Source organism: Mucilaginibacter sp. GW821-FHT07H05 (genome assembly GCF_059418485.1).
In genome coordinates this window covers 163,117-188,719 of record NZ_JBWKPY010000004.1, presented here as the reverse complement: position 1 = coordinate 188,719, position 25,603 = coordinate 163,117, and the positions used below count along the sequence as shown (strand labels likewise).

Below are 25,603 nucleotides of genomic sequence, written 5' to 3'. Positions count from 1 at the left end.
GGGAGGGAACTATAGATTTACCATTATGAAAATATTAGTGTGTATTAGCCAGGTGCCGGATACCAGCACCAAAATTATATTGAAGGATAACGATACGGCCATTAACAGCCAGGGTACTACCTGGGTAATTAACCCTTACGATGAATGGTATGCCTTGATCCGTGCTTTAGAATTGAAAGAAGCCGGAACAGCTACCGATGTGCATTTGATTACCGTCGGCAAAGCCGATGTGGAGCCGGTAATCCGTAAAGCATTAGCACTTGGTGGCGATGAAGCCATCCGTATTGACGCGGATAGTAACGACGCTTACCAAACAGCCAATTATATAGCCGAATACGCCAGATCAGCAGGTTATGATCTGATACTGTGCGGTAAGGAGTCCATCGACTATAATAACGGTACCACCGGCGCTATGCTGGCCGCGTTGCTGGATGTGGATTACATTGGCTTCGCGACTAATATCCAGGTTGATGGTACTACCGCTACCGTGAAGCGCGAGATTGAAGGCGGCGAAGAAACCGATACCTGTAGTTTGCCCGTGGTCATCTCCTGTCAGAAAGGTGTGGCCGAGGCCCGGATACCAAACATGCGTGGTATTATGGCAGCGCGTACCCGTCCGCTAAAGGTGGTTACGCCTACAGCGGTTGAAGCGGTTACCGAGATCTTATTGTATGAATTGCCTCCGGCTAAAGCGGGTATCAAACTGGTTAGCCCGGATGATATGGATGCGCTGGTAGAGCTACTGCACAGCGAGGCTAAGGTTATTTGATCTCTTGATATAAGTATTGAGATGTGAGTATGGAGATTTGCTTACATCGCAATACCACGAAACTTATCTCAGATCTCATGTCTAACATCTCAAATCTAAAAATAGCATGTCTGTATTAGTATTGGTAGAACATACCGAAGGGAATATAAAAAAGAAGAGTTTTGAAGCCGTACAATATGCGGCCGGCATAGCCAAAGCACAGGGCACCCATGTAACTGCCTTAGTATTAGGTACTGTTGCCGATGCCGAAATGGCTGCACTTGGCCAGTATGGCGCGCAAAAAGTATTGCACGTAGCCGATGCCCGTTTAAATGAACTGCATGCCCGTGCTTATGCCAGCGCGGTAATTGCTGCCGCGCAAAAGGAGGGCAGTAAGGTAATTGTCACGCTACACGATATTAACGGGCGGGCGGTTGCTCCGCGCGTTGCGGTTAAGCTAAAAGCCGGATTGCTTGCCGGCGCGTTATCCTACCCGGATACGGCAAAAGGATTTGTGATCAAAAAAGCAGTATTCTCGGGCAAAGCATTTGCTTATGTAAATATCCTGAGCGATGTAAAAGTGATTACGCTGATGCCAAACACTTTTCAACCGCAAAAAGCTGATGGTAGCGCTACCGTTGAAAAGCTGGATGTTACTTTTGGCGATAAGGATTTTGGTATAACCGTTAAAGAGGTGAACAAGGTAAAAGGCGAAGTACCGTTGAGTGAAGCTGAACTGGTGGTATCGGGCGGCCGTGGCATGAAAGGCCCTGAAAACTGGGGATTGATTGAAGACCTGGCTAAGGAATTAGGCGCGGCCACAGCTTGCTCGCGCCCGGTAGCCGATGCGCATTGGCGCCCGCATCACGAACACGTGGGGCAAACCGGCGGGACTATCCGGCCAAATTTATACATCGCGGTGGGCATTTCGGGCGCTATCCAGCATTTGGCGGGGGTGAACGGATCAAAAACCATCGTTGTGATAAACAAAGATCCCGAAGCGCCGTTCTTTAAGGCAGGCAACTATGGGGTGATAGGCGATGCGATGGAAATATTACCACGCCTGACAGCCGCCGTTAAAAAATTTAAAGAAAGCCATAAATAATTTAATAATGGAAAACGTGTTTTTTGAAGGCCCGGTGCTTTGGGCACAAATTGATGCCAATATGCATATGCGACACTCTGCCTATGCTGATTTTGCGGCGCAGACACGCCTGGCCATGATGGAAAGCGTTGGATTGAAACCGGGTAAGCTTTTTCAATATAAAATTGGTCCGGTGCTGTTCCGCGAAGAACTGTTTTACCTGCGGGAAGTTGGTTTTAACGACCGTATCAAGGTAACTTGCGAGGTGATCAAATCGCGCGCGGATGGTTCCAGGTGGAGCATCAGGCACGAGATTTACCGCCAGGACGATGTAAAAGCGGCTACCATTATTGCCGATGGATCATGGATAGATACGGAAAAGCGTAAGCTGGCTGTATTGCCAAAGGAGATAAGCGACCTGTTTGCGCAGGCACCTAAAAGCGCCGATTATATGGAAGAAGCGCCGAAATCTTAAAATAAAAATCTACAAATACCGATATGAGCGATCTGAAACAAAGTTTTGAGCAAGCAGCTAAAGATAGTAAAGGGTTAAGCAAGCGCCCCAGTAATGAAATACTGCTGAAATTATATAGCCTGTACAAGCAGGCTACAGAGGGCGATATGCCCGCTGATACCGAAAAGCCACATATGTTTGATATGGTAGCCCAGGCCAAATACAATGCCTGGAAAGGGCAAAAAGGATTATCAGCTGATGATGCCATGCAGGCTTATGTTGATTTGGTAGGGGAGTTGAAGGGGTAATAGGCAAATAAGAACGAATTGTCATTGCGAGCGATAGCGTGGCAATCTCATAGGACAAGCAAATAGGACCTGCCTATGGGATTGCCGCGTCGTTTCACTCCTCGCAATGACAATTAATTTTAACCGAAATTTTGACAAATGTTGCCGTCATTTAGACCTTTGTAAATTGCTTTGGAATACGTTACTTGCATATAAACCAATACTAAATTATTATAAACCTGCCGGTAATTTGCTGATCTGTAAAAAGAGCGTAATTGCCTGCCTAAAATCCAAACATCATGTCTGTATTTAGAAAACATTTTATTCGCCTGGCATTTGCACTGCTGGCTGTATGTTGCTTCAATATCGCCGCTAAGGCACAAACCGACCCCATCGAGGGCCTGTGGTATAATGCCGAAAAAACCGGTAAGGTAGAAATTAAAAAAGATGCCAGCGGCCATTTTAATGGTAAAGTGGTATGGCTGAAGGAGCCGTTAAAAGACGGAAAGCCTAAGCTGGATGAAATGAATACCGACGAAAAATTGCGCACCCGTCCGCGTTTGGGTTTACCCGTGCTGAACGGCTTTGTAAAAGATGGTGATAAGAAGTATACTGACGGTACCATTTACGATCCGCTGAACGGTAAAACTTATTCATGTAAAATGACTTATAAAGGCAAAACGCTGGATATCCGCGGGTATATCGGGATCTCGTTGTTCGGGCGTACCACTACGTGGACGAGGGTGGAATGACCACAACGTCATAGCGAGGAGCGGAGCGACGTGGCTATCCCCTACCTGTAGAGCCGCTCTGTAAATCGGGGATTGCCACGCTACGCTCGCAATGACGTGATTTAAGATATAAAAATAAACAAGCATAAAAATGAGTGCTAAACGAGTGATAAAAAAAGTAGCTGTACTGGGCTCGGGTGTTATGGGGAGCAGGATTGCCTGTCATTTCGCTAACATCGGTGTACAGGTGTTGCTGCTGGATATTGTGCCAAAAGATGCCCCTGCCGATAAAAAAAGCAGGAATAAGATAGTTGACGACGCGCTTACATTCGCGCTGAAATCTAACCCGTCACCTATCTACCTGAAATCATTTGCCAAACGTATTACTACCGGCAACTTTGAGGATGATCTATCCAAAATTACGGAGTGCGATTGGGTGATAGAAGTAGTGGTTGAACGCCTGGATATTAAGCAACAGGTGTTTGCCAATGTAGAGAAATTCCGTAAACCCGGAACGCTCATCACATCCAACACTTCGGGCATCCCAATTCATTTAATGACTGAAGGACGCAGCGACGATTTTAAAAAGCATTTCTGCGGCAGCCACTTCTTCAATCCGCCGCGCTATTTGAAACTTTTGGAGATCATCCCCACAAAGGATACCCTGCCCGAAGTAACCGATTTTTTGATGCTCTTTGGCGAGAAATTCCTGGGTAAAACCACCGTGCTGGCTAAGGATACCCCTGCCTTTATTGGCAACCGTATCGGCGTGTTCAGTATCATGAGCATTTTGCACTATGTAGAAAAAACCGGCATGACGGTGGAGGAAGTGGATAAGCTGACCGGCCCGGTTATCGGCCACCCTAAATCGGCTACGTTCCGTACTACCGATGTGGTGGGTTTGGATACGATGGTGCATGTAGCTAACGGATTACGCGAGAATGCGCCCAATGATGAGGCTAACGCGTTGTTCAACATACCTGAATATGTGAGCGGAATGCAAAAGAACAACTGGCTGGGCAGCAAAACCGAACAGGGTTTTTATAAAAAAGTAAAGATTAATGGTAAAAGCGAGTTCCAGGCGCTGGATTTAAAAACACTGGAATACAAGCCATCACAAAAAGTGAAGTTCCCGGTATTGGAAACCACCAAAACGGTTGACAATATGAGCGACCGGCTGAAAATGCTGTTCGACGCTAAAGATAAAGCCGGCGATTTTTATCGGGCTGTTTTTTACCAGCTGTTTGCCTATTCCAGCAACCGTATCCCCGAAATATCGGATGAATTATACAAGATAGATGCCGCCATGAACGCCGGTTTCGGCTGGGAAATGGGGCCGTTTGAAAAATGGGATGCACTGGGTGTAGAAGCTACCTTAAAAGCCATGGAAGCTGCCGGCAACAAGCCCGCGCAATGGGTTTATGATATGCTGGCGAGTGGTGCGAAGTCCTTTTATCAAATAGAGGATGGGCACAAAAAGTATTACGATATCCCATCCAAATCCTACAAAATTATCCCGGGAACGGAACAATTTATCTTATTGGATAATATCCGCGCCAGCAAAACCGTATGGAAAAACAGCGGGACAACCATTACCGATATTGGCGATGGCATTATCAACCTGGAGTTCCATACCAAAATGAACACCATTGGCGGCGAGGTGATTGAAGGTATTAACAAAGCCATTACCCTGGCCGAAGCATCGTACAAAGGATTGGTGATTAGTAACGAGGGCGCCAATTTCAGCGCCGGCGCCAATGTGGGTATGATATTTATGATGGCGGTTGAGCAGGAGTATGATGAACTGAGCATGGTGATCCGCGCTTTCCAGAATACCATGATGCGCATCCGTTACTCATCTATCCCGGTAGTAATTGCCCCGCGCCAGATGGCCTTAGGCGGCGGCTGCGAAATGTGCCTGCATGCCGATAAGGTAGTAGCACATGCCGAAACCTATATGGGCCTGGTGGAATTTGGTGTAGGCCTCATCCCCGGCGGCGGCGGCACCAAGGAGTTTGCCCTGCGGCTATCCGACGAGTTACAGGATGGCGATATAGAAATGAACAACTTCCGCGATAGGTTCCTCACCATCGGACAGGCTAAGGTTTCTACCTCGGCTTACGAGGCTTTTGAACTGGGTTACCTGAAAAAAGGCCGCGATATGGTAGTCGTATCCGAAAAACGTTTATTAGCCGAAGCCAAGCAGCAATGCCTGGTAATGGCTGATGAAGGCTACGTGCAACCTATCCCGCGTACTGATATCCGGGTGTTGGGTAAACAGGCATTGGGTTTGGGTTATATTGGCGCCAACAGCATGTACAGCGGTAACTATATCAGCGAGCATGATGTAAAGATCTCGCAAAAACTGGCTTACGTACTTTGCGGCGGCGATTTATCGCAACCCAGCATCGTCAGCGAGAATTACCTGCTGGACCTGGAGCGCGAAGCCTTTTTGCAACTATGCACCGAGCGCAAAACGCTGGAGCGGATACAGAGTATAATTACGGGTGGTAAGGTTTTGAGAAACTAAAAGCCCCCGGCCCCCTAAAGGGGGAGAAAGAGATAAATAAAGGATTAGATATTTAAACAAAATTCCCCCTTTAGGGGGTTAGGGGGCATTATGAATGCATATATAGTAGCGGCCAGCCGCAGCGCCATCGGTAAAGCAACGCGGGGAGGCTTCAGGTTCACCCGGCCGGATACACTGGCGGCAGATGTGATCAGGGAACTGATGGCATCGGTACCCAATGTGGATAAGGAACAGATTGAAGATGTGATAGTAGGTAACGCTACGCCCGAGGCGGAGCAGGGCCTGAATGTAGGCCGGCTGATCTCGCTGATGGCGCTGGATACGGATAAGGTACCGGGCATGACGGTGAACCGTTATTGCGCTTCGGGTTTGGAAACTATCGCTATCGCATCTGCTAAAATACATGCCGGTATTGCCAATTGTATTATTGCCGGCGGTGTAGAGAGTATGAGCCTGCTGCCTATGGGCGGCTGGCGTATTGTGCCTAATACCGATATCGCGTTAAGCAACCCCGATTATTACTGGGGTATGGGCTTAACCGCCGAAGCGGTAGCCAAAGAGTATAACGTTGGCCGCGAAGAGCAGGACCAGTTTGCCTATAACTCGCACCAAAAGGCTATTAAGGCTATTGCTGATGGTAAATTCAAGGATGAAATAGTGCCGATGAACGTAACCGAAATATATGTTGACGAGAGCGGCAAAAAACAAAAGCGCGAATTTAAGGTAGATACCGATGAAGGTCCGCGTGCGGATACATCGTTGGATGCATTGGCTAAACTGAAGCCGGTGTTTGATGCGAAGGGTGTGGTTACAGCAGGTAATTCATCGCAAACCAGTGATGGCGCCGCCTTTGTGATGGTGGTGAGCGAAAAGTTTATGAAAGCCAATAATCTGACACCAATTGCGCGCATGGTAAACTACGCGGTTGCCGGTGTGCCGCCGCGGATAATGGGTATTGGTCCGCTGGTGGCTATTCCTAAAGTATTAAAAGCCGCCGGTATGAAGCAGCAGGATCTGGATCTGATTGAGCTGAACGAGGCTTTCGCGTCGCAATCATTAGCGGTGATAAAAGGCCTGGATTTAAACCCGGATGTGATTAACGTAAACGGAGGAGCGATTGCTTTGGGGCACCCGCTGGGTTGCACCGGGACAAAGTTATCCGTACAATTGTTTAACGAATTAAAAAGGCGCGATAAAAAGTACGGCATGGTGACCATGTGCGTAGGTACCGGTCAGGGCGCCGCCGGGATATTTGAATTATTATAGTGATTAGTTAATTGGTGATTAGAGATTAGGCTTATAAGATGATGACTAACACGCAACTAATCACTAATTAACTAATCTCTAATCACTAAAAGAATGACAGCGACAAGATTATTTGATTGTATGGCCATACAGGCCGCCGCGCCTGTGCCCAACCTGCTGAATGCCAAGGAAAATGGTGTATGGCGGGCTTATAGCACCCAGGAAGTGCACACCCTCATCAATCAGTTATCCGTGGCTTTGCTGAATTTAGGGGTAACCGCCGGTGACGGTACAACTGAAGGAAGGGATAAGATAGCCCTTGTTAGCAATGGCCGGCCCGAATGGCTGATCGTAGATCTTGCAGTACAGCAAATCGGCGCGATATTGGTGCCTTTGTATCCCAACAGCAATGCTAAAGAGTTAGAACAAATACTCACCGAAGCCGAAGTTAAATATGTATTTGTAAGCACCCCCGATCTTTGCGAAAAGATAACGGGGATACAAAGCCATATCCCGTCGTTAAAAAAGATCTATTCCTTTGATCAGATACCCGACTGCGCGCACTGGTCAGAATTGCTGAAGCCATTGCAGGATGGCGATCTGGCAAGGATAAAAGCCGTTAGCGATACCGTGAAGGAAGGTGATGTGACCACCATTATCTATACATCAGGTACTACCGGCCATCCCAAAGGCGTAATGCTGACCCATAAAAATATCCTGACCAACGTAATGGATTCGGGCGAGGTATTGAAACAGATTCCCACCGGTCATAAACATGCCCTTAGCTTTTTGCCGCTGAACCACATTTTTGAAAAAATGTGTACCTATATCTATTTCTTTTTTGGCTTTTCTATATCCTATGCCGAAAGTATGGAAACCATCGGCCCTAATTTAAGAGAGGTAAAACCCGGAATATTTACCGCAGTACCCCGCCTGCTGGAAAAAGTTTTTGAAAGGATAATGGCCGAAGGGCAAAAGCTGGAAGGATTTAAAAAGCAGGTGTTTTTATGGTCGATAGCTTTGGCCGAGGAATTTGAAATTGAAGGGACCAGTTTATGGTATAAAATAAAGCTGGCTATTGCAGATAAATTGGTTTACAGCAAATGGCGTGCTGCAGTGGGCGGTAATGTAAAAGCGATAGTAATTGGCAGTTCGGCCACGCCTATTAAGTTAGAGAAGATATTTACCGCGGCTAAAATTGTGATACTGGAAGGCTACGGCCTTACCGAAACATCGCCGGTGATAGCCGTTAACCAGTACTATAATAACATGCGCAAGTTTGGTACAGTAGGCCCCTTGCTGGGAGATGTGCAGGTAAAGATTGCCGAAGACGGCGAGATACTATGTAAGGGAGATAATGTAATGCTTGGCTATTACAAAAACCCCGAAATGACGGCAGAGGTAATGCAGGGTGGCTGGTTTCATACGGGCGATATTGGCGTGCTGGACGAAGGCAAGTTCCTTAAAATAACCGACCGTAAAAAAGAGATCTTTAAAACATCGGGTGGTAAATATGTGGCCCCGCTGCCTATTGAAAATAAGATGAAGGAAAATCATTTTATTGAGCAGATGATGGTGATTGGGTCGGAAAGGAAGTTTGTAGCAGCGCTGATCGTACCATCATACATCAATTTAATTCCATGGTGTACAGAGAATAACGTATTGTTTTACAGCCATGCCGAACTGATCAAAGACCGGCGGGTAATTGCGCTTTTTAATGGTATTATCGCGCAGTTTAATCCGGAGTTTAATCATGTGGAACAGGTGAAAAAAGTAGCCCTGCTGGCCAACGAATGGTCGGTAGAAAGCGGTGAACTAACTCCAACCGGCAAGATGAAGCGCAAAGTGATCATGGAAAAATATAAGGACGAGATAGATAAGCTATATGACGGCGAAACGGAGACCGATCCTATTGACCCAACTGCCAAATGAATACATTCCAAATAAGCATTAATGATCGTTTGGCTGTTGTTCAGTTAGACAGGGGGCGTTCCAATCCCATCAATCACGACATGGTAAAGGAACTGATCAGTTGCGTTCAGGACCTGGATACTGATGATGAGATAGGCGGGTTGATACTGACCGGTAAGGAAGGCTTCTTCTCGTCCGGCATCGATTTGATTGAAGCGTATGGCTATGACCAGGAACAAAGCCGCGCTTTCTGGACTGATTTTATGCACATGCAAACTGTGCTGGCATCATTCAAAAAACCATTGGTGGCAGCTATCAGCGGGCATAGCCCGGCAGGCGGTTGCGTAATGGCCATCTGTGCCGATTACAGGATAATGGCCGAAGGGAATTATATTATTGGTTTGAATGAAGTACCGGTAGGCATCATTGTGCCGGATAGTGTTTTTAATGTATATGCTTTTTGGTTGGGGCAACGCCTGGCCTATCAGTACCTGATGGAAGGTAAGCTGCTGAATGTCAATGACGCGAAGGATGTGGGCTTAGTGGATGAGGTGGCCAGCGCCGAGAATTTAGTGGCAGCAGCCGAAGCAAAGGTACGGGCCTACATGAAGTTTAACCGGGTAACCTGGAGCCAAAGCAAATTGAACCTGCGCAAAGCATTGATCAGTCAGCTCAATGCCGATCAAACCGAAACTTTAGATATGATGCTGAATCAATGGTGGGCACCCGCAACCCGCAAAGGTTTGGAGATGATGATCCAGCAACTAACGTCGAAAAAATAGCTAATTCAACAAGATATGATCGCTACCGGAATGTTAAGGGACGATGCCCTGAAAGGTAAAACCATTATTGTAACAGGGGGCGGTACCGGCCTGGGTAAAGCCATGGGGACATACTTCCTGCAGTTAGGCGCCAACCTGGTGATCACCAGCCGCAAACTGGATGTGCTGCAAAAAACCGCCACCGAAATGGAAGCTGCCACAGGTGGTAAGGTATTGGCAATTGCCTGCGATGTACGCAACTACGACCAGGTAGAGGCCATGCTGAAACAATCTATCGAAGCCTTTGGAAAAGTAGATGCGCTGCTGAATAACGCGGCGGGTAACTTTATATCGCCAACTGAAAGGCTATCGGCAAACGCGTTTGCTGCGGTGATTGATATCGTGCTGAAGGGTTCGGCCAACTGTTCGCTGGCGTTGGGCAAGTATTGGATAGATCAAAAAATTACCGGTAATATCCTGAATATAATAACCACTTATGCCTTTACAGGTTCGGCTTATGTAGTGCCATCGGCATGTGCTAAGGGTGGTGTGCTGGCCATGACGCGATCTTTGGCCGTAGAGTGGGGGCGCCATGGCATCCGCACCAACGCTATTGCGCCAGGTCCGTTCCCAACTAAGGGTGCCTGGGAGCGCCTGCTGCCTGGCGATATGGCACAAAAATTCGACTTTAAAAATCGTGTGCCCCTTAAACGTGTGGGCGAACACCAGGAACTGGCTAACCTGGCCGCCTTCCTCGTATCCGATTTTTCGGGGTACATCAACGGCGAGGTCATTACCATTGATGGCGGCGAATGGCTGCAAGGCGCGGGCCAGTTCAACGCGCTGGAGATGGTGCCGGATAAAATGTGGGATGCTATTGAGCAGGCTACCCGCTCGGCTTCGGGTTCGTGATATCCTCAAGTTTACAGCTTGTCATTTCGAACGAACAGCGGTGGGTTAAGTTAGGGGGTGAGGAGAAATCTTATACAATATGCTTGTCGCGCGTATAAGATTTTTTCGCTCGCTAAAGCCCAACACCACCCGCTCAAGAAAGTGTTCTCTTTCGCCCCATCACACAATCTCGCCCCCGCTCTGTCGAAATGACATGGGGGAGAGTTATTGCTGCGCAATAAACTCACTGAAGCTGGTTTCCAAATCCATATACCTATCCAACAATGTCAGCTGATTTTGCGCCCGCATTAGGTTTTGCTGGGGATAGGTGGTATGATAATAAACATCCCCATTAATAAAGTCAGTCAAAAAACGCAGGGCTTGCATGTAGATGATGAACTTGCCAGCGTAGATAAAATACTCCTTTTCTACCGAAGTCAATTCTATAGCCCCCGAGTAACCCTTATAAATGGCGTAAAAGCAATCGGCGTTGATCTGTATTTTGCTGAAATCCTTTTCTTCTTCGTTAGCAGGTGACAGATAGGTGCGCATCATATCACCCACATCGCTTATAAAATAGCCGGGCATTACCGTATCCAGATCAATTACGCATAAGCCCTTGTCATTTTCATCAAACAGGATATTGCTGATCTTGGTATCGTGATGGATCACCCGTAAGGGCAATAATTGCTGATCCGTTAGTTGCTGATAGGTTAGCAGGATATCTTTATGCTGTTCTATCTGCTCAATCGCATCTGCCGCTATGGCTAACCTATCGGCAGGGGCATTGGCAGCGGCACCGGTAAACTGGTTGTAACGGAGTTGCAGGTTGTGGAAATCCGGCAGCGTATAATTAAGCTGTTGTGGATCAAAATCTTTTAACAATGAGGTGAATTTACCAAACTGCCATGCTGCCTCAAATGCTTGTCGCGGATCATTAATTTCGGTAAGCGTTACCGAACCTTCTATAAAGGGAAATAAACGATAGTATTCGCCCCCCGGCGATTTGACCATGGCTTGACCAGATTGTGTTTTAACCGGGGCCACAAAAAGGTAACTGGGGGCTATTACTTTTAAATAGTCATTCAGCAGATCGATATTTTGGGCAATGGCTTCGGGCTGTTTAAAAACGTTGGTGTTAATTTGTTGCAGAATATAGTTTTTTGGTCTGCAAACCTTCCAAGTATGGTTGATCAGGCCCGAGCCAAAGGCAATGGTTTTGTATTCAGCAGGGTTAAGTCCGAATAGTTCAAGCAGGTTTTCAGGCGTCATTAACTGTTTTAATCTTACCCAAACCTAATCATATTAAATAAAATGGCTCATAAAGATTATCAAATACATCGCATTAAAATTTCTTTTTATATTGCATCAACTGAAAGATTAACCGATCAATTATGCAAAGAAGAGAATTTATACAAACCGGCGCTATTGCAGCCGCGGGACTGACCATTTTACCTGCCGGCAGCCTGTTTGCCGCGGCTAAGGATAAAGTAAGACTGGGATATATTGGCGTTGGCGCCCGCGGCCTGAATCATATTGCCGAAGGCCTTTTGCGCGATGATGTAGAGATTGTTGCCATTTGCGATACCCAGGAAAGCTCCCTGAAACTATGCCGCCAACAGATAGCTAAAAGCGGTAAGCCCGCGGCTAAAGAATATACCGGTGGTCTGGACGCCTATAAAGGCTTATTGGACCGTAAAGATATCGACGCGGTGATCATCGCTACCCCATGGCAGTTTCACTACCCGCAGGCAATGGATGCCATGAAAGCCGGTAAGTATGTAGGTTGCGAGGTAATTGCCGGCCTTACCGTACAACAACACTGGGATCTGGTGCGTACATCCGAGCAAACAGGCATGCCCTATATGACTTTAGAAAACGTTTGCTACCGCCGCGATGTAATGGCGGCTTTGAATATGACACGCCAGGGCCTGTTTGGCGAGATACTGCATGTGGAAGGCGGCTATCAGCATAATTTGCGCAACGTGCTGTTTAATAATGGCAAGCAGTATTACGGCGGCGGAGTGGAATACGGCCCCAATGCGTTAAGCGAGGCGCAATGGCGTACCCAGTTTAATATTGATCAGGACGGCGATCTGTATCCAACCCATGGCGCGGGGCCGGTAATGCATTATGTGGATATTAATTATGGCAACCGTTTTACCAGTATGGTTTCCTTCAGCTCTAAAGCGCGGGGACTGGCAGCTTATGTAGAAGAGCAGGCGCCGGGGCATCCTAATGCGAAGATCAATTACAAAAATGGAGACGTGGTGCAAACCATGATCAATTGCGCCAATGGCGAAACCGTCATGCTAACGCACGATACGCATTTACCGAGGCCCTATTCGTTAGGTTTCCGGGTGCAGGGCACCAAAGGTTTATGGATGGATGTAAACAAAAGTGTTTATATCGATCACAAATCTAAAAAAGATGATGTTTGGGACCCGGCGCAGGAATGGTTTGATAAATACGACCATCCGCTATGGAAAAAGTATGAGAAAGATGCATCGGGAGCAGGCCACGGCGGTATGGATTGGTTTGTGTTTAACGCCTTCATCCAATCGGTAAAACAAAAAAAGCAAACACCTATTGATGTTTACGATTCGGTTACCATGAGTGTGATTATGCCTTTATCGGCCCAGTCTATCAAGGAAGGCAACAAAACCTTAGCGTTTCCTGATTTTACAAAAGGCAAATGGAAAACCCGGAAAAATACTTTTGCTTTGGATGATAGCGGATTTTAGTCGCGGCTATTTGATAAAGTTATCGTACAAACTATTGATCGCCAATTTAAGGAAGGGGTTTACGCTATTGTATTCGCCAACGTTACAGCCGTTAGTAATGACTACGATACCAAATTTTTCATCGGGTTGGAAAAACATAGCGCTGTAAAGTCCGTAAGCCGAGCCGGTATGGCCTTTCATGGTTTTACCGGGGATCAGGTCGGTTTTGGTCATAATGGCCAGGCCGTACCCGGCTTTATCATTAACCACAGTTTGCATGGTTTTGGCGCTCTTTTTCGACATGATCTTTACGCCTTTATATTTTCCCATCAGCATATGCATAGACATATATTTAGCCAGGTCGGTTGCCGAAATCTTCATGCCGCCGGTGGGTGAAAAGATGGGCGTGCTGTATCCCATGGTGTAATTTTTTATTTCTTCGCTGCGCGCAACATAGGCTGATGGCGCCGGCGTAAATTTCTTCAATGTACCATTATACTCATATAGTGTAGTGAACAGTGATTTATCCAGAGAATCAACACAATACCCGGCGTAAAGGCCTAAAGGATCAAGAATATGGTGTTTAACGTACTGGTCAAACCGTTCGCCCGATAGCTTTTCTATCACCGAACCTACCATATTAAAATTGAGGTTGCAATATTGATAACCGGTACCTGGCTCGTAACTGTTATAGCATTTTTCCCAGTTAGGCCCCTTGTCGGGATTAATGGCATCCAGGTTAAAATAGCCCTGGCTATCGTTTACACTTGATGTGTGCGACATCACCATTTTTAGCGTAATAACGGTTTCGGGATATTTAGGATTGCGTACCGTAAAACCTACCAGTTTACTAAAATCATCATCCAGTGATAGTTTTTGGGCTTCGATGAGCTGCATAATGGACGTAGCTGAAAATGATTTTGATATAGATGCTATCCTGAAAATATTTTTATCGGTAAGCGGTGTATTGCTCTCCACATCCTTCATCCCAAAGGAGTGGGTATAAATGATCTCCCCTTTTTTTACTACAGCCACCGAAAGCCCTACGGCATCAAACTGTTTCATAATGGCCTGGATCTCAGCTTCAGCCTTGTCGGTTTGCCCAAAGCTGTTTGCCGAGATAAGCGCAATCAGTAATAAAGTAAATAAGTGCTTTAAATGTGTTAGTTTGATCATGCCCTGCAGATATAAAAATGAAGATAAATATATTTCATTAATAGCGATGCGGTTTTTCGCCAATTAGTTAATACTACTTATTCTTTTTCTTTTGGCCGCGGCCCGCGTTTGTAAATGATCAGCCCGTTTAAAAAATTGCGCAGTATCTGGTCGCCGCAGGGTTTAAAGTTAGGGTGGTCATCATTGCGGAAGATAGCACCGATCTCGGTTTTGGTTATCCGGAAATTAACCAGTTCTAACACTTTTATAATATCATCATCAGTAAATTTTAAAGCTACGCGCAGCTTTTTCATGATATCGTTATTACTCATAACATCTTGTTTTATGGTTTAGCGGGAGATATCTATTTTGATCTTCCGGCCTTTAATTTTTTCGTTTTTAACTAATTGTACAGTACGCTCTATCTTGTTGCGTTTTACCGCCGCGTAGGCCGAGTTATCCAGTACCTCAATCAAACCTACATCTTCCTTATCCAGTTCGCCTTTTTTAAGCAGTAAGCCTACAATATCTATTTTATTGATCTTATCCTTTTTACCGGCTGCAATATACAACGTAGCCCATGGCGATAGCGCGGGTAAGCTACCCTTTTCCGGCAGTTCTTCTATCTCTGGTAATTCAGTTAAGTACGATGGTTTTTCATCGGGCGCCAGCAGCAGGTACGATGTGCCTTTGGCATGCATGCGGGCGGTGCGGCCGTTGCGGTGTAAAAAGGCTTCCTCGTTATGCGGTAACTGGTAATGCACCACATGTTCAATTTCGGGGATATCCAATCCGCGCGATGCCAGGTCGGTAGTGATCAAGATCCTGTGGCTGCCATTACGGAATTTGAGCAGGGCGCGCTCACGGTCGTCCTGCTCCATGCCGCCATGGAAAATATCATGTGGCAGGCCACGGTCAAACAGCAGGTCGCTGATGCGTTCAACAGCATCGCGGTGGTTACAAAAGATGAGGGTGGCCTTATCGCTTATTTTGCAAACAAGTGCAAACAGCGCGTCCAGTTTATCGGCAGCTTCGACTATCACTACTTTTTGTTTCAGGTCGGGGGCAGCGGCGGCGCTGGTGAGGTAATTAAGTGTTTGCGGTTTAACTACGCCCGTGAACGACGGGATCTCGTCCATTTTTGTGGCCGATGTAAGCATGCGTTTGCGGATGTTGGGCATTTGCCTGATGATATAGGCCATATCTTCCTGGAAACCAAACTCCAGCGCCTTATCAAACTCATCTAATATTAACGTGTGGATGGTATCCGTACTAAAACTTTCGCGGCGTAAATGATGACCGATGCGACCCGGCGTGCCTATTAATACAGCCGGCGGCTGCGACAGGTTGTTCAGCTCTATTTTTACCGAATGCCCGCCGTAGCAGCAATTTACTTTAAAGCCGCTGCCAATTGCGCGAAAAACCTGTTCTATCTGCAAAGCCAGTTCACGAGACGGTACCAGGATCATGGCCTGTACGGTTGGCACGTTGGTATCCAGTAAAGCCAGCAAAGGCAATAAAAAGCCCAGGGTTTTGCCCGATCCTGTTGGCGAAAGCAATATGACATCGCCCTTTTTTGCAGCTTCAATAGCGGCTTGCTGCATGGGGTTAAGGGCGGTTATCTTTAAGTTTTGGAGGGCTTGCTTGATCATTTACAGGATTGAATTAATGACAAAGATAAGCTAAAAGGATGGGGGAGGTGGATAATATTATGAACTGCCGGACAGTGACACTAAAAAAGCTTATTCACTAATTTGTAGTTTATATCCCGTCCCGTGGATATTGACCAGTTGGAGGCTGCTATCGCTTTCCAGCTTTTTGCGAAGCTTGGAGATAAACATATCCAGGCTGCGGCCAACAATTACGCCCTCATCCTCCCATATTTCTTTCTGAAGCCGGTTTCTTTCAATAACCATATTTGGCGATTGCGCGAAAATTGCAAGCAGCTTGCATTCCTTAACGGTAAGCGGTGTGGTAGTTTGACCGGTAATCAGTTTCCGTTTCTGCGCATCAAACAATGTGTTGCCAATTTGTAGGGTAGACGGAGTAGCATTAAGGGCTGCCCCGTTACTTTTTCGCGGTTTAACAGAACGGAATAATAGTAAGCCCACAAAAGCCAGTAAAGGTATGCTACCGATTAAATAGCCTTTTTGTACAGGCGTAAAGCTTGCAGCATCCTGAAATTTAATATCGATAATGTAGCAGCTTTTGGGTTGCTTTCGTCTTGAGCAAGCGATGATGTTGTTTTTTTCGTTACCCGATATGGCATAGCCAAAAAGTACGCCTGTGTGTTTACAACTTAAAACGTTTACAATATAATCGCGCGGCAGGTTATTCTTGATGAGCGACCGCCTGATGATTTTTACCAATGAATCGGCTTGAAATGTAAACTCATTTTCAAAGGTGATCTGGTATTCGCCAGCGGCTATTTTTCTGACGGGTAAAACCCTTGATGTACTATCGCCCGAATTTAAAAGTACCTCGTGCCCGATTTTTCGCAGGATGATCTCCTGTTTAGCCAGATCATAACTATCATCACCTGATATGCTGAACGCGCAAAACAACGTGATCAGCAACAGGGAGATAAACCCTAACAAGTATGTGGCGCTATTCTTCACAATCAAATTTACGCTTTATCATCAAATTTATATTGAATTTACCGCATTTATGCAATTATATTTGAGTAATGAACCGAAAAAAATTCATCTCCCTGTTAGCCACTTCGGGGGCTGCCATATCAACTTTAGATAGTTGGGCAATTTCATCAGCAAACAGCAGCCTGAGCAGGCACAAAATTCCACCGTATTTAAAACCGGGTGATACGATTGGGATCACCAGTCCGGCCAGTTATATCAGCCTGGCAGATATCCAGCCCGCTGTTCAACTGATGGAAAGCTGGGGCTTTAAAATAGAAATTGGCGCAACTGCAGGTAAAAAAGACTTCACTTACGGAGGTTCCGACGAAGAACGGCTTGCCGACCTGCAGCAAATGCTGGATAACCCAAATATAAACGCCATTATGTGCGCCCGCGGCGGCTATGGCGTAGTACGGATCATCGACCAGCTTAACTTTAAGAAATTTAGAGCGCAGCCCAAATGGCTGATAGGCTTTAGTGATATTACCGTGCTGCATAGCCATATCAACAGCCATTTCGGTATAGCCACATTGCACTCCAAAATGTGCAACAGCTTCCCTGGCGACTGGACAAAGGCCGAACCCATACAGATTTCTACCATATTGTCTATCAAACAAGCGTTGGTGGGTGAAGCCATGACCTATACTGCGCCTGCTTCTGCATTTAACAGGGCCGGCAGGGCCGAAGCACCATTGGTTGGCGGTAACTTAAGCATGATAGCTACGCTTTCGGGCACGCAATCAGATTTGGAGACTAAAAACAAGATCCTGTTTGTAGAGGATACCGACGAATATTTATACAGCATTGACCGCATGTTCTGGAACCTGAAACGCAGCGGAAAATTAGCCAAACTTGCCGGCCTGATTATAGGTGGTTTCAAAGTAAAGCCCGATACACCCGGCGATGAATTTGGCAAATCGATATATGAAATAGTAATGGAGAAGGTGAAGGAATATGATTACCCCGTTTGCTTTGATTTCCCGGTAGGGCACCAACGAAATAATTTCGCCCTGAAATGCGGGGTTCGCCATGTTTTGGAGGTGGGGGCGGAGGGTAGCAAGCTGGATTCTCTTTAGTGCTTAAGTTAATCCCTAAAGTCAAACCGGTTACTTCATAGTTTGGAACAAGTTTCATAGTTCATTGCCGTCCCATTTATGGGACGGATAAGCAAGCATAACTACTGGGCTTTAGCCAAACTGAACACCGGGTAAGAAGTTTGGCTAAAGCCAGGACCTATCCGCGCGTTATCCGTTGGCTGAAGCCAACTGCAATGAATTGAAATAGGCAAGGAAATATATTCCTGTTATTTTATGGGTTAAATTAACATGAATAGCATACTATGCCATAGCGGGCATAGTAAAGCGGAAACAGGTGCCTTTTCCTAATTCACTATCAACCTGTATGGTGCCGCCATGCTGCGCAACAAAATCCTTTACCAGGAGCAAACCTAATCCGCTGCCTTTTTCCTGACTGGTACCCAGTAACGATGCCGATTTTGTATTGCCTAATAACATATCCTTAGTTTGCTGCGCCATGCCTACGCCAAAATCCTGGACACAGATCTCGACCATATTCCCTATCGGTTGCGCGGTAACGTTTATGGAGCCCCCGGCATAAGGGGTAAACTTAATCGCATTTGTCACCAGGTTCTGTAAGATCGACCGGAGCATCAGCGAATCAGCGTATATATAAATATCGTCTTCAATCTTATTTTCCAGCTGGATCTCTTTTTGGTTGGCGTTCGCCTTTAACAGTTCAAGCGATTCATTAATACCATGGGCCAGCTGGAGCTTTTGCCGTTTAAACTCGGTTTTTTCGCGCTGCTTTTTAGCCCATTCAACCAGCTCATTCAGCTGGGTTAAAATATTGTTAGATGTTTTGTGTATAATGCCCGAAAATAGCCTGATCTGTTCCGGGAGTAATTTTTCGGCATTTCGGTTCAGATTGTCCGACGAGGCCAGTAAAGAGGTCAGCGGGTTGCGCAAGTCGTGCGAGATAACAGAAAGGAATTTATCTTTTGATAAATTAAGCGCCTTCAGTTCCTGGTTCAGTCTTTCCAGTTCAATGGTACGTTCTAAAACCCGTTTTTCCAGGTCCTGGTTAAGCTGTAACAGGTCGCTGTTGATTGCCTGTAATTTCTCTTCCTGTTGCTGCAACAGCTGGTTCTTCCGGTAAAGCTCGGTAAAAACGGCTGTTTTTGATCGTAATATTTGCGGGTTAAAAGGCTTCCGGATAAAATCTACCGCGCCGGCCTGATAACCCTTAAATACCGCGGCTTCTTCATAATCATGGGCAGTAATAAAGATGATCGGTATTTGCCTGAGCTTTTCCCGCTGATAGATCAGTTCGGCCGTTTCATAGCCATCCATGGTCGGCATTTTCACATCAAGCAATATCAGCGAAAAATCCTCTTCTTTTAAAAGTATCCGTAACGCCTCGCGGCCCGAAGTAGCTTTAGAAAATATATAGCCTTCATTTTCTAAAACCACCTCCATCGACATCAGGTTGTTCTCGTTATCGTCTACAAGCAAAATCTTTATTGCAGGTGCCTTACTCATTATTTCAGGTTGTTGCTTATTGTACAAGTAAAATAAAAACAAACTATTTAATTAACCAAACACGCATCAGCGATAACAGCTGGTCTGTTTTTACCGGTTTGGTTATATAATCCGAAGCGCCGGAAGAGATACATTTTTGCCTGTCGCCTATCATCGCTTTCGCGGTTACGGCAATAATAGGCAGGTTTTTATGTTTCGGTTCCTTCCGGATGATCTGTATCGTTTCATAACCATCCATTTCCGGCATCATAATATCCATTAAAACAATATCAATGCTCTTGTCCTTATTCAGAATCTCCAGGGCTTCCCTGCCGCTTTCCGCCGTGATCACGTCAATATTCGAGCGCTCAAAAACCGCCGTCAGGGCAAACAGGTTACGTACGTCGTCATCAACAACCAGCACTTTTTTCGATTCCAGTATATCACTTTTAACGCCAATGCTATCGATCATTTTAAGCTTGCTTTCGCTGATATACTTTTTATCAATGTGCAGCAGCACCAGTATTTCCTCTAACAGGTATAGGTGTGATGTTGGTGTTTTGGTAATGATCTTATGGTTCATGCGCTTCAGCTGGATCAGTTCGTCCTGGGTAAAGTCGCGCGCCGAGTGAAGCAATATGGTGGTTTGCCGCTGCTTTAATAAATTTACCTTGTTTAACAGTTCAAGGCCGTTGGCATCGGGTAAAACATAATCTAAAATGATACAATCAAATACTTCCTTTTTTAAGAAGGAAAGCCCTTTTTTAGCCGTTAAGGCCCCGAAAACTTCTATACGGTCGTTAGATATCAGATCGGTTAACCGTAGCAGATCCTCTTCGTTATCCTCAATAACCAATACCTTTTTCTTAACATGCGCATTAAAGCTAACTATACCGGTAATCAGTTCATCTAAAGAGGTGTTTGATAATGGTTTTAAGCTAAAGGTTTTTGCGCCGAGCTTTAAAGCCATGGCCCTGTTATCTTCGCCAGAGATCACATGAACCGGGATATGCCTTAAATTAATGTCGGTTTTCATCAGTTTAAGAATCTTCCATCCGTTTGATTCGGGCATATTTACATCAAGCGTAATGGCAATAGGGTTGTACTTAATAATGCTGTCAAAAATCTCCAGGTAACTAATTGCTACCACCACCTTTAGGTTAAGATCGTGCGCTTTATCTATCAGTATCTTAGTAAACCTGATATCGTCTTCCACAACAAGCAGCACATTGTCTTCTACGCCAATATTGTGGCGGTCATCATCCATTACCAGTTCGGCTGTGTCTACCAAATTAGCGCGCAGGTGCGATGCCGGATAAATCTCTTTTACTTTAACAGGCATGGCGGCCTCTTCTTTATACTTTAAGGGCAGGTATAAAGTGAACACGCTACCCTTACCCAATTCGCTGCCCACGGTTATGGTGCCGCCTAAAAGTTCGGCAAAACCTTTGCTAATGGAAAGACCAAGGCCGGTACCGCCATACTTACGGCTGGTTGAGCCCTCGGCCTGTTGAAACGCCTCAAATATAATTCCCTGTGTATTTTGCGATATGCCAATACCCGAATCCTCTATCGAGAAGGCAATGACAGAGTCGGTTCCGCTTAGCGGATTTTCCTGGTTAGGGCCGGGTTTAAAAATATGCAGCTTTACGCGGCCCTTTTCGGTAAACTTAAAGGCATTGGACAGCAGGTTTTTTAAGATCTGGTTCAAACGCTGCATATCCGTTTCCATCAGTTCCGGCAAATCTTCCTGCAGCTCAATCTCGAATTTTAAATTCTTGGCTTCAGAGATGGGCTTAAAGGTAGATTCGGCAAAGGAGGCGATCTCTTTAAAGCTAACCGGCATTACATCGGCTGCAATAACCCCCGATTCGATCTTGGACAGATCGAGGATGTCATTGATCAGCTGGATCAGGTCATCCCCGCAGGAGTGGATAGTTTTGGCAAACATCCTTTGCTTTTCGGTAAGATTACCTTCGGGGTTCTCAAACAGCTGCTGTGCCAGTATCAATAAACTGTTTAACGGCGTGCGCAGCTCGTGCGACATGTTAGCCAAAAACTCCGATTTGTATTTAGATGTTAAAGTTAGCTGCTCTGCTTTTTCTTCTAATGAACGGCCTTTATCGTGCAACTCGTCATTTGCCCTCCTTAACTCTTCCTGCTGGGCAGAAAGCTCGCTCGCTAAGGATTGCGATTGCGATAACAGCTCTTCTGTACGGGTATTGGTTTCAATATTGTTTAACACGATACCGATACTTTCGGTCAGCTGATCCAGGAAGTCGATATGGGTATCGCTAAAGTTTTCAAACGAGGCCAGCTCAATAACCGCCTTTACGTTATTCTCAAACAATACCGGAAGTATTACCAGATCGATAGGGGCGGCATTACCGATGCCCGAACTGATCTGCAGGTATTCGTTAGGTACATTTGCCAGCCGGATGCGTTCTTTATCGGTAGCGCACTGGCCAACCAAACCTTCGCTTAACGAAAATTCCTGGTTAATGAGTTTCCGGCTTTTGTGGGCATAGCCGGCAAACAGCTTCAGCTTAACCTCGTCCGCGCCTTCGGGTTGTTCTAATATATAGAACGCGCCGTAGCGGGCGTTCACCAGTTCTGCCAGCTCCGATAATACTTTGTTTGCTACCGCGTTTCTATCGCGCTGGCCCTGCAGCATCTGTGCAAACTTGGCCAGGTTAGATTTTAGCCAATCCTGCTCGTGGTTCCTTAAGGTTGTTCCTTTCAGGTTGGCAATCATCTGGTTAATGGTATCCTTTAACGCTTCCAGCTCACCCTTTGCTTCCACGCGGATGGTCCGGGTTAAGTCGCCCTTGGTTACCGCCGATGCTACTTCGGATATGGAGCGTACCTGCGTGGTTAAGTTTTGCGCCAGCTGGTTTACGTTTTCGGTCAAATCTTTCCAGGTACCTGATGCGCCCGGCACACTGGCCTGTCCGCCCAGGCGGCCCTGCACACCCACCTCACGCGCTACGGTGGTTACCTCATCGGCAAATACCGCCAGGGTATCAATCATTTCGTTAATGGTATCGGTCAGCTGTGCCACCTCGCCTAAGGCGTTAATGGATAGTCGTTGTTTCAAATTACCCTTGGCAATACCGGTTGCCACCTTGGCAATCCCGCGGATCTGCCCGGTTAAGTTAGATGCCATTTGATTTACCGAGTCGGTCAAATCCTTCCAGGTACCACCCACACCTTTTACGTGTGCCTGTCCGCCCAGCTTACCTTCGGTACCCACTTCACGTGCCACACGCGTTACTTCGGATGCGAAGGAGTTCAGCTGATCCACCATCGTATTAATGGTGTTCTTCAGGTCCATGATCTCGCCTTTTACGTCGATGATTACCGTTTTAGATAAGTCGCCGCTGGCCACCGCCTTAGTTACTTCGGCAATGTTACGTACCTGCGATGTTAAGTTGCTGGACATTTGGTTCACCGAGTCGGTCAAATCCTTCCAGGTACCCGCAACGCCCGGCACAAAGGCCTGTCCGCCCAGGTTACCATCGGTACCCACCTCACGCGCTACACGGGTTACTTCGGATGCAAACCCACGCAGCTGATCCACCATGGTGTTAATGGTTTCTTTCAGTTGGAGGATTTCTCCCCGTACGTCTACCGTGATCTTTTTAGATAAGTCGCCATTTGCTATCGCGATGGATACATCGGCTATATTTCTTAGTTGTGCCGTTAAGTTACCGGCCATTTTATTTACCGAATCCGTTAAATCCTTCCAGGTACCATCCACACCGGGCACGTTGGCCTGTCCGCCCAGTTGCCCTTCCGAACCCACCTCACGAGCTACACGGGTTACTTCGGATGCGAAGCCGCGCAACTGATCCACCATGGTATTAATGGTATCTTTCAGCTCCAATAACTCGCCCTTGGCATTTACGGTAATCTTACGGGAAAGGTCGCCCTTTGCTACCGCCGTGGTTACCTCGGCAATGTTACGTACCTGCGAGGTCAGGTTATCCGCCATTTTATTTACCGAGTCGGTTAAGTCCTTCCATGTACCACCTACACCCGGCACATTGGCCTGGCCGCCCAATTGCCCTTCCGAACCTACCTCACGCGCCACACGCGTTACTTCCGAGCCGAAGGAGTTGAGCTGATCCACCATGGTATTGATGGTGATCTTTAGTTCCAGCATTTCGCCCTGTACGTCAACCGTAATTTTTTTAGATAAGTCGCCTTTTGCTACCGCGGTGGTTACTTCGGCTATATTACGTACCTGCCCGGTTAAGTTACCCGCCATCTGGTTTACCGAGTCGGTTAAATCCTTCCAGGTACCGCCTACGCCCGGCACGTTAGCTTGCCCGCCTAACTGCCCTTCCGAACCCACCTCACGCGCCACACGGGTTACTTCGGACGAGAAGGAGTTCAGCTGATCCACCATCGTATTAATGGTATTCTTTAATTCCAATAACTCGCCCTTCGCATCCACCGTGATCTTACGCGAAAGGTCGCCCTTCGCTACCGCCGTGGTTACCCCCGCAATATTACGTACCTGGTCGGTCAGGTTACTACCCATCTGGTTTACTGAGTCGGTCAGGTCCTTCCATACACCGCCTACACCTTTCACACGTGCCTGCCCGCCCAGCTTACCTTCGGTACCTACTTCCAATGCCACACGCGTTACTTCGGATGCGAAGGAGTTCAGCTGATCCACCATCGTATTGATGGTCTTTTTCAGCTCCAGCATCTCGCCCTTTACGTCTACCGTAATTTTTTTGGAAAGGTCACCATTGGCCACCGCCGTGGTTACACCCGCAATGTTACGCACCTGCGATGTTAAGTTACCCGCCATACGGTTTACCGAATCCGTTAAATCCTTCCAGGTTCCTGCAACGCCCGGTACTTTCGCTTGCCCTCCTAATTTACCTTCGGTACCTACTTCCAGCGCCACACGGGTTACTTCGGACGAGAAAGAGTTGAGCTGATCCACCATCGTGTTAATGGTGTTCTTTAATTCTAATATTTCGCCTTTGGCCTCTACCGTGATCTTTCGGGAAAGGTCGCCTTTTGCCACCGCAGTAGTTACTGCCGCTACGTTACGTACCTGGGCGGTAAGGTTACCTGCCATCTGGTTTACCGAATCGGTTAATTCGGCCCATACACCCGCAACACCTTTAATTTTTGCCTGCTCGCCCAGCTTACCTTCCGAACCTACCTGCCGCGCTACACGTGTTACCTCCATAGAGAATAAGCGCAGTTTGGACAGCATCTGATTGGATTCTTTAGCTATGCGCAAAAACTCGCCTTTTAAAGGGTGCCCGTTTATTTCCAGCGGGATATGTTTAGAAAGATCGCCATTGGCAACCGAGTTGATCATCCCGGCTATTTCCAGCGTAGGGGAGGTGAGGTCTTCTATCAGGTTGTTTAATGAACTTACGCCGCTTGCCCACTCGCCCTTCGCGTCGGTCAGTTCTATTCTTTTAGACAGATTTCCTTTTTTACCGATGGTTTTCTCGGCAGAAGAGATCTCGGTTACGAAACGCTCATTCATATCGATAATATCGTTGAGCACTTCGCAGATCCTGCCGTTTATACCTGCCTGGGTAACCGGCATACGGACATTTAACCTTCCGTTTTTTACCATGGAAAGAACCTTTAAAAGTTCTTTAAGATCGAGACTATCGGTATGATATTCGGTCATCACATCGGTTTCGTCCAAAATTTTGTCTAAAATATCGTCTTTCATAAAATGAAACAGGTTAATAAAAGGTGTATTAACAGGGGCTGTAACGGCAGTGTGGGCTAAGTAAATGCGAATAAAAATAGAAAAAATATAAAACAAATAAAAAGAAAGTATATCTGCTTATTATCATTTTTTATAGCGACACCCCGCAAAAAAACAGACAAATTAGCTATCGTAAATCATCAATCAATTTAAAT

19 protein-coding genes are annotated in these 25,603 nt (G+C 46.5%); 12 read left to right on the top strand and 7 right to left on the bottom strand.

Annotated elements, in window-relative coordinates; all coding sequences use genetic code 11:
• Positions 1–25 precede the first annotated feature (25 nt).
• The 10 genes from AC07M6_RS11980 to AC07M6_RS11935 all read left to right on the top strand — a co-directional run bounded on the left by AC07M6_RS11980 (position 26) and on the right by AC07M6_RS11935 (position 10,663).
• A complete protein-coding gene (locus AC07M6_RS11980; protein ID WP_494889660.1) occupies positions 26–769 on the top strand; it encodes an electron transfer flavoprotein subunit beta/FixA family protein in 744 nt (247 codons plus the stop codon).
• Between the two features lie 106 nt (positions 770–875).
• Positions 876–1,853 carry an electron transfer flavoprotein subunit alpha/FixB family protein gene (locus tag AC07M6_RS11975; RefSeq protein WP_494889658.1) on the top strand — a complete coding sequence of 326 codons (978 nt, stop codon included), beginning with the start codon at positions 876–878 and terminating at the stop codon, positions 1,851–1,853.
• A gap of 7 nt (positions 1,854–1,860) precedes the next feature.
• Entirely contained in the window at positions 1,861–2,307 is a 447-nt protein-coding gene (locus AC07M6_RS11970) for an acyl-CoA thioesterase (protein WP_494889656.1), read from the top strand.
• A gap of 23 nt (positions 2,308–2,330) precedes the next feature.
• Positions 2,331–2,594, top strand: a complete 264-nt coding sequence (locus AC07M6_RS11965; RefSeq protein ID WP_494889655.1) for an acyl-CoA-binding protein — start codon at positions 2,331–2,333, stop codon at positions 2,592–2,594.
• Between the two features lie 278 nt (positions 2,595–2,872).
• Positions 2,873–3,325: a DUF2147 domain-containing protein gene (locus AC07M6_RS11960; protein ID WP_494889654.1), complete on the top strand. Its 453-nt coding sequence runs from the start codon at positions 2,873–2,875 to the stop codon at positions 3,323–3,325.
• 130 nt (positions 3,326–3,455) lie between these two features.
• A complete protein-coding gene (locus AC07M6_RS11955; RefSeq protein WP_494889653.1) occupies positions 3,456–5,834 on the top strand; it encodes a 3-hydroxyacyl-CoA dehydrogenase/enoyl-CoA hydratase family protein in 2,379 nt (792 codons plus the stop codon).
• Between the two features lie 90 nt (positions 5,835–5,924).
• On the top strand, positions 5,925–7,100 hold the full coding sequence (locus AC07M6_RS11950; RefSeq protein ID WP_494889652.1) for an acetyl-CoA C-acyltransferase: 1,176 nt from the start codon (positions 5,925–5,927) through the stop codon (positions 7,098–7,100).
• Between the two features lie 93 nt (positions 7,101–7,193).
• Positions 7,194–9,011, top strand: a complete 1,818-nt coding sequence (locus tag AC07M6_RS11945; protein WP_494889650.1) for an AMP-dependent synthetase/ligase — start codon at positions 7,194–7,196, stop codon at positions 9,009–9,011.
• Entirely contained in the window at positions 9,008–9,772 is a 765-nt protein-coding gene (locus AC07M6_RS11940; protein ID WP_494889649.1) for an enoyl-CoA hydratase/isomerase family protein, read from the top strand. The genes AC07M6_RS11945 and AC07M6_RS11940 overlap by 4 nt, the downstream gene beginning before the upstream one ends.
• A gap of 15 nt (positions 9,773–9,787) precedes the next feature.
• Positions 9,788–10,663: an SDR family oxidoreductase gene (locus AC07M6_RS11935; RefSeq protein ID WP_494889647.1), complete on the top strand. Its 876-nt coding sequence runs from the start codon at positions 9,788–9,790 to the stop codon at positions 10,661–10,663.
• Positions 10,664–10,867: 204 nt separating this feature from the next.
• Here the strand turns inward: AC07M6_RS11935 and AC07M6_RS11930 are convergent, their stop codons facing one another.
• Positions 10,868–11,914, bottom strand: coding sequence for a phosphotransferase enzyme family protein (locus tag AC07M6_RS11930; RefSeq protein ID WP_494889645.1), 1,047 nt, complete (start codon positions 11,912–11,914; stop codon positions 10,868–10,870).
• Between the two features lie 122 nt (positions 11,915–12,036).
• Here AC07M6_RS11930 and AC07M6_RS11925 point away from each other — a divergent pair, with 122 nt between their 5' ends.
• Positions 12,037–13,386: a Gfo/Idh/MocA family protein gene (locus AC07M6_RS11925; protein WP_494889643.1), complete on the top strand. Its 1,350-nt coding sequence runs from the start codon at positions 12,037–12,039 to the stop codon at positions 13,384–13,386.
• Positions 13,387–13,392: 6 nt separating this feature from the next.
• Here AC07M6_RS11925 and AC07M6_RS11920 read toward each other — a convergent pair whose 3' ends face one another.
• The 4 genes from AC07M6_RS11920 to AC07M6_RS11905 form a co-directional block, all read right to left on the bottom strand.
• Positions 13,393–14,541 carry a serine hydrolase domain-containing protein gene (locus AC07M6_RS11920; protein ID WP_494889641.1) on the bottom strand — a complete coding sequence of 383 codons (1,149 nt, stop codon included), beginning with the start codon at positions 14,539–14,541 and terminating at the stop codon, positions 13,393–13,395.
• A gap of 77 nt (positions 14,542–14,618) precedes the next feature.
• Entirely contained in the window at positions 14,619–14,852 is a 234-nt protein-coding gene (locus AC07M6_RS11915) for a DUF1456 family protein (protein WP_494889639.1), read from the bottom strand.
• Positions 14,853–14,870: 18 nt separating this feature from the next.
• On the bottom strand, positions 14,871–16,172 hold the full coding sequence (locus AC07M6_RS11910) for a DEAD/DEAH box helicase (RefSeq protein WP_494889637.1): 1,302 nt from the start codon (positions 16,170–16,172) through the stop codon (positions 14,871–14,873).
• 90 nt (positions 16,173–16,262) lie between these two features.
• Positions 16,263–17,138, bottom strand: coding sequence for a winged helix-turn-helix domain-containing protein (locus AC07M6_RS11905; protein ID WP_494889635.1), 876 nt, complete (start codon positions 17,136–17,138; stop codon positions 16,263–16,265).
• A 68-nt stretch (positions 17,139–17,206) separates the two neighbouring features.
• Between AC07M6_RS11905 and AC07M6_RS11900 the strand changes: the two genes are divergently transcribed.
• The gene (locus tag AC07M6_RS11900; protein WP_494889633.1) at positions 17,207–18,232 is read left to right on the top strand and encodes a S66 peptidase family protein; all 1,026 of its coding nucleotides are present in this window, start codon (positions 17,207–17,209) and stop codon (positions 18,230–18,232) included.
• Positions 18,233–18,493: 261 nt separating this feature from the next.
• On the opposite strand, the gene AC07M6_RS11895 is transcribed toward AC07M6_RS11900, so the two are convergent.
• Both AC07M6_RS11895 and AC07M6_RS11890 read right to left on the bottom strand, forming a co-directional pair.
• Positions 18,494–19,714 carry a hybrid sensor histidine kinase/response regulator gene (locus AC07M6_RS11895; RefSeq protein ID WP_494889631.1) on the bottom strand — a complete coding sequence of 407 codons (1,221 nt, stop codon included), beginning with the start codon at positions 19,712–19,714 and terminating at the stop codon, positions 18,494–18,496.
• A 43-nt stretch (positions 19,715–19,757) separates the two neighbouring features.
• Entirely contained in the window at positions 19,758–25,409 is a 5,652-nt protein-coding gene (locus AC07M6_RS11890; RefSeq protein ID WP_494889629.1) for a hybrid sensor histidine kinase/response regulator, read from the bottom strand.
• Positions 25,410–25,603: the final 194 nt, after the last annotated feature.

Coding starts and splice junctions, on each gene's coding strand:
- AC07M6_RS11920 (WP_494889641.1), bottom strand. CDS start 14,541: ATGATCAAACTAACACATTTAAAGCACTTATTTACTTTATTACTGATT.
- AC07M6_RS11935 (WP_494889647.1), top strand. CDS start 9,788: ATGATCGCTACCGGAATGTTAAGGGACGATGCCCTGAAAGGTAAAACC.
- AC07M6_RS11910 (WP_494889637.1), bottom strand. CDS start 16,172: ATGATCAAGCAAGCCCTCCAAAACTTAAAGATAACCGCCCTTAACCCC.
- AC07M6_RS11915 (WP_494889639.1), bottom strand. CDS start 14,852: ATGAGTAATAACGATATCATGAAAAAGCTGCGCGTAGCTTTAAAATTT.
- AC07M6_RS11890 (WP_494889629.1), bottom strand. CDS start 25,409: ATGAAAGACGATATTTTAGACAAAATTTTGGACGAAACCGATGTGATG.
- AC07M6_RS11955 (WP_494889653.1), top strand. CDS start 3,456: ATGAGTGCTAAACGAGTGATAAAAAAAGTAGCTGTACTGGGCTCGGGT.
- AC07M6_RS11945 (WP_494889650.1), top strand. CDS start 7,194: ATGACAGCGACAAGATTATTTGATTGTATGGCCATACAGGCCGCCGCG.
- AC07M6_RS11950 (WP_494889652.1), top strand. CDS start 5,925: ATGAATGCATATATAGTAGCGGCCAGCCGCAGCGCCATCGGTAAAGCA.
- AC07M6_RS11925 (WP_494889643.1), top strand. CDS start 12,037: ATGCAAAGAAGAGAATTTATACAAACCGGCGCTATTGCAGCCGCGGGA.
- AC07M6_RS11980 (WP_494889660.1), top strand. CDS start 26: ATGAAAATATTAGTGTGTATTAGCCAGGTGCCGGATACCAGCACCAAA.
- AC07M6_RS11930 (WP_494889645.1), bottom strand. CDS start 11,914: ATGACGCCTGAAAACCTGCTTGAACTATTCGGACTTAACCCTGCTGAA.
- AC07M6_RS11895 (WP_494889631.1), bottom strand. CDS start 19,714: ATGAGTAAGGCACCTGCAATAAAGATTTTGCTTGTAGACGATAACGAG.
- AC07M6_RS11970 (WP_494889656.1), top strand. CDS start 1,861: ATGGAAAACGTGTTTTTTGAAGGCCCGGTGCTTTGGGCACAAATTGAT.
- AC07M6_RS11940 (WP_494889649.1), top strand. CDS start 9,008: ATGAATACATTCCAAATAAGCATTAATGATCGTTTGGCTGTTGTTCAG.
- AC07M6_RS11965 (WP_494889655.1), top strand. CDS start 2,331: ATGAGCGATCTGAAACAAAGTTTTGAGCAAGCAGCTAAAGATAGTAAA.
- AC07M6_RS11960 (WP_494889654.1), top strand. CDS start 2,873: ATGTCTGTATTTAGAAAACATTTTATTCGCCTGGCATTTGCACTGCTG.
- AC07M6_RS11900 (WP_494889633.1), top strand. CDS start 17,207: ATGAACCGAAAAAAATTCATCTCCCTGTTAGCCACTTCGGGGGCTGCC.
- AC07M6_RS11975 (WP_494889658.1), top strand. CDS start 876: ATGTCTGTATTAGTATTGGTAGAACATACCGAAGGGAATATAAAAAAG.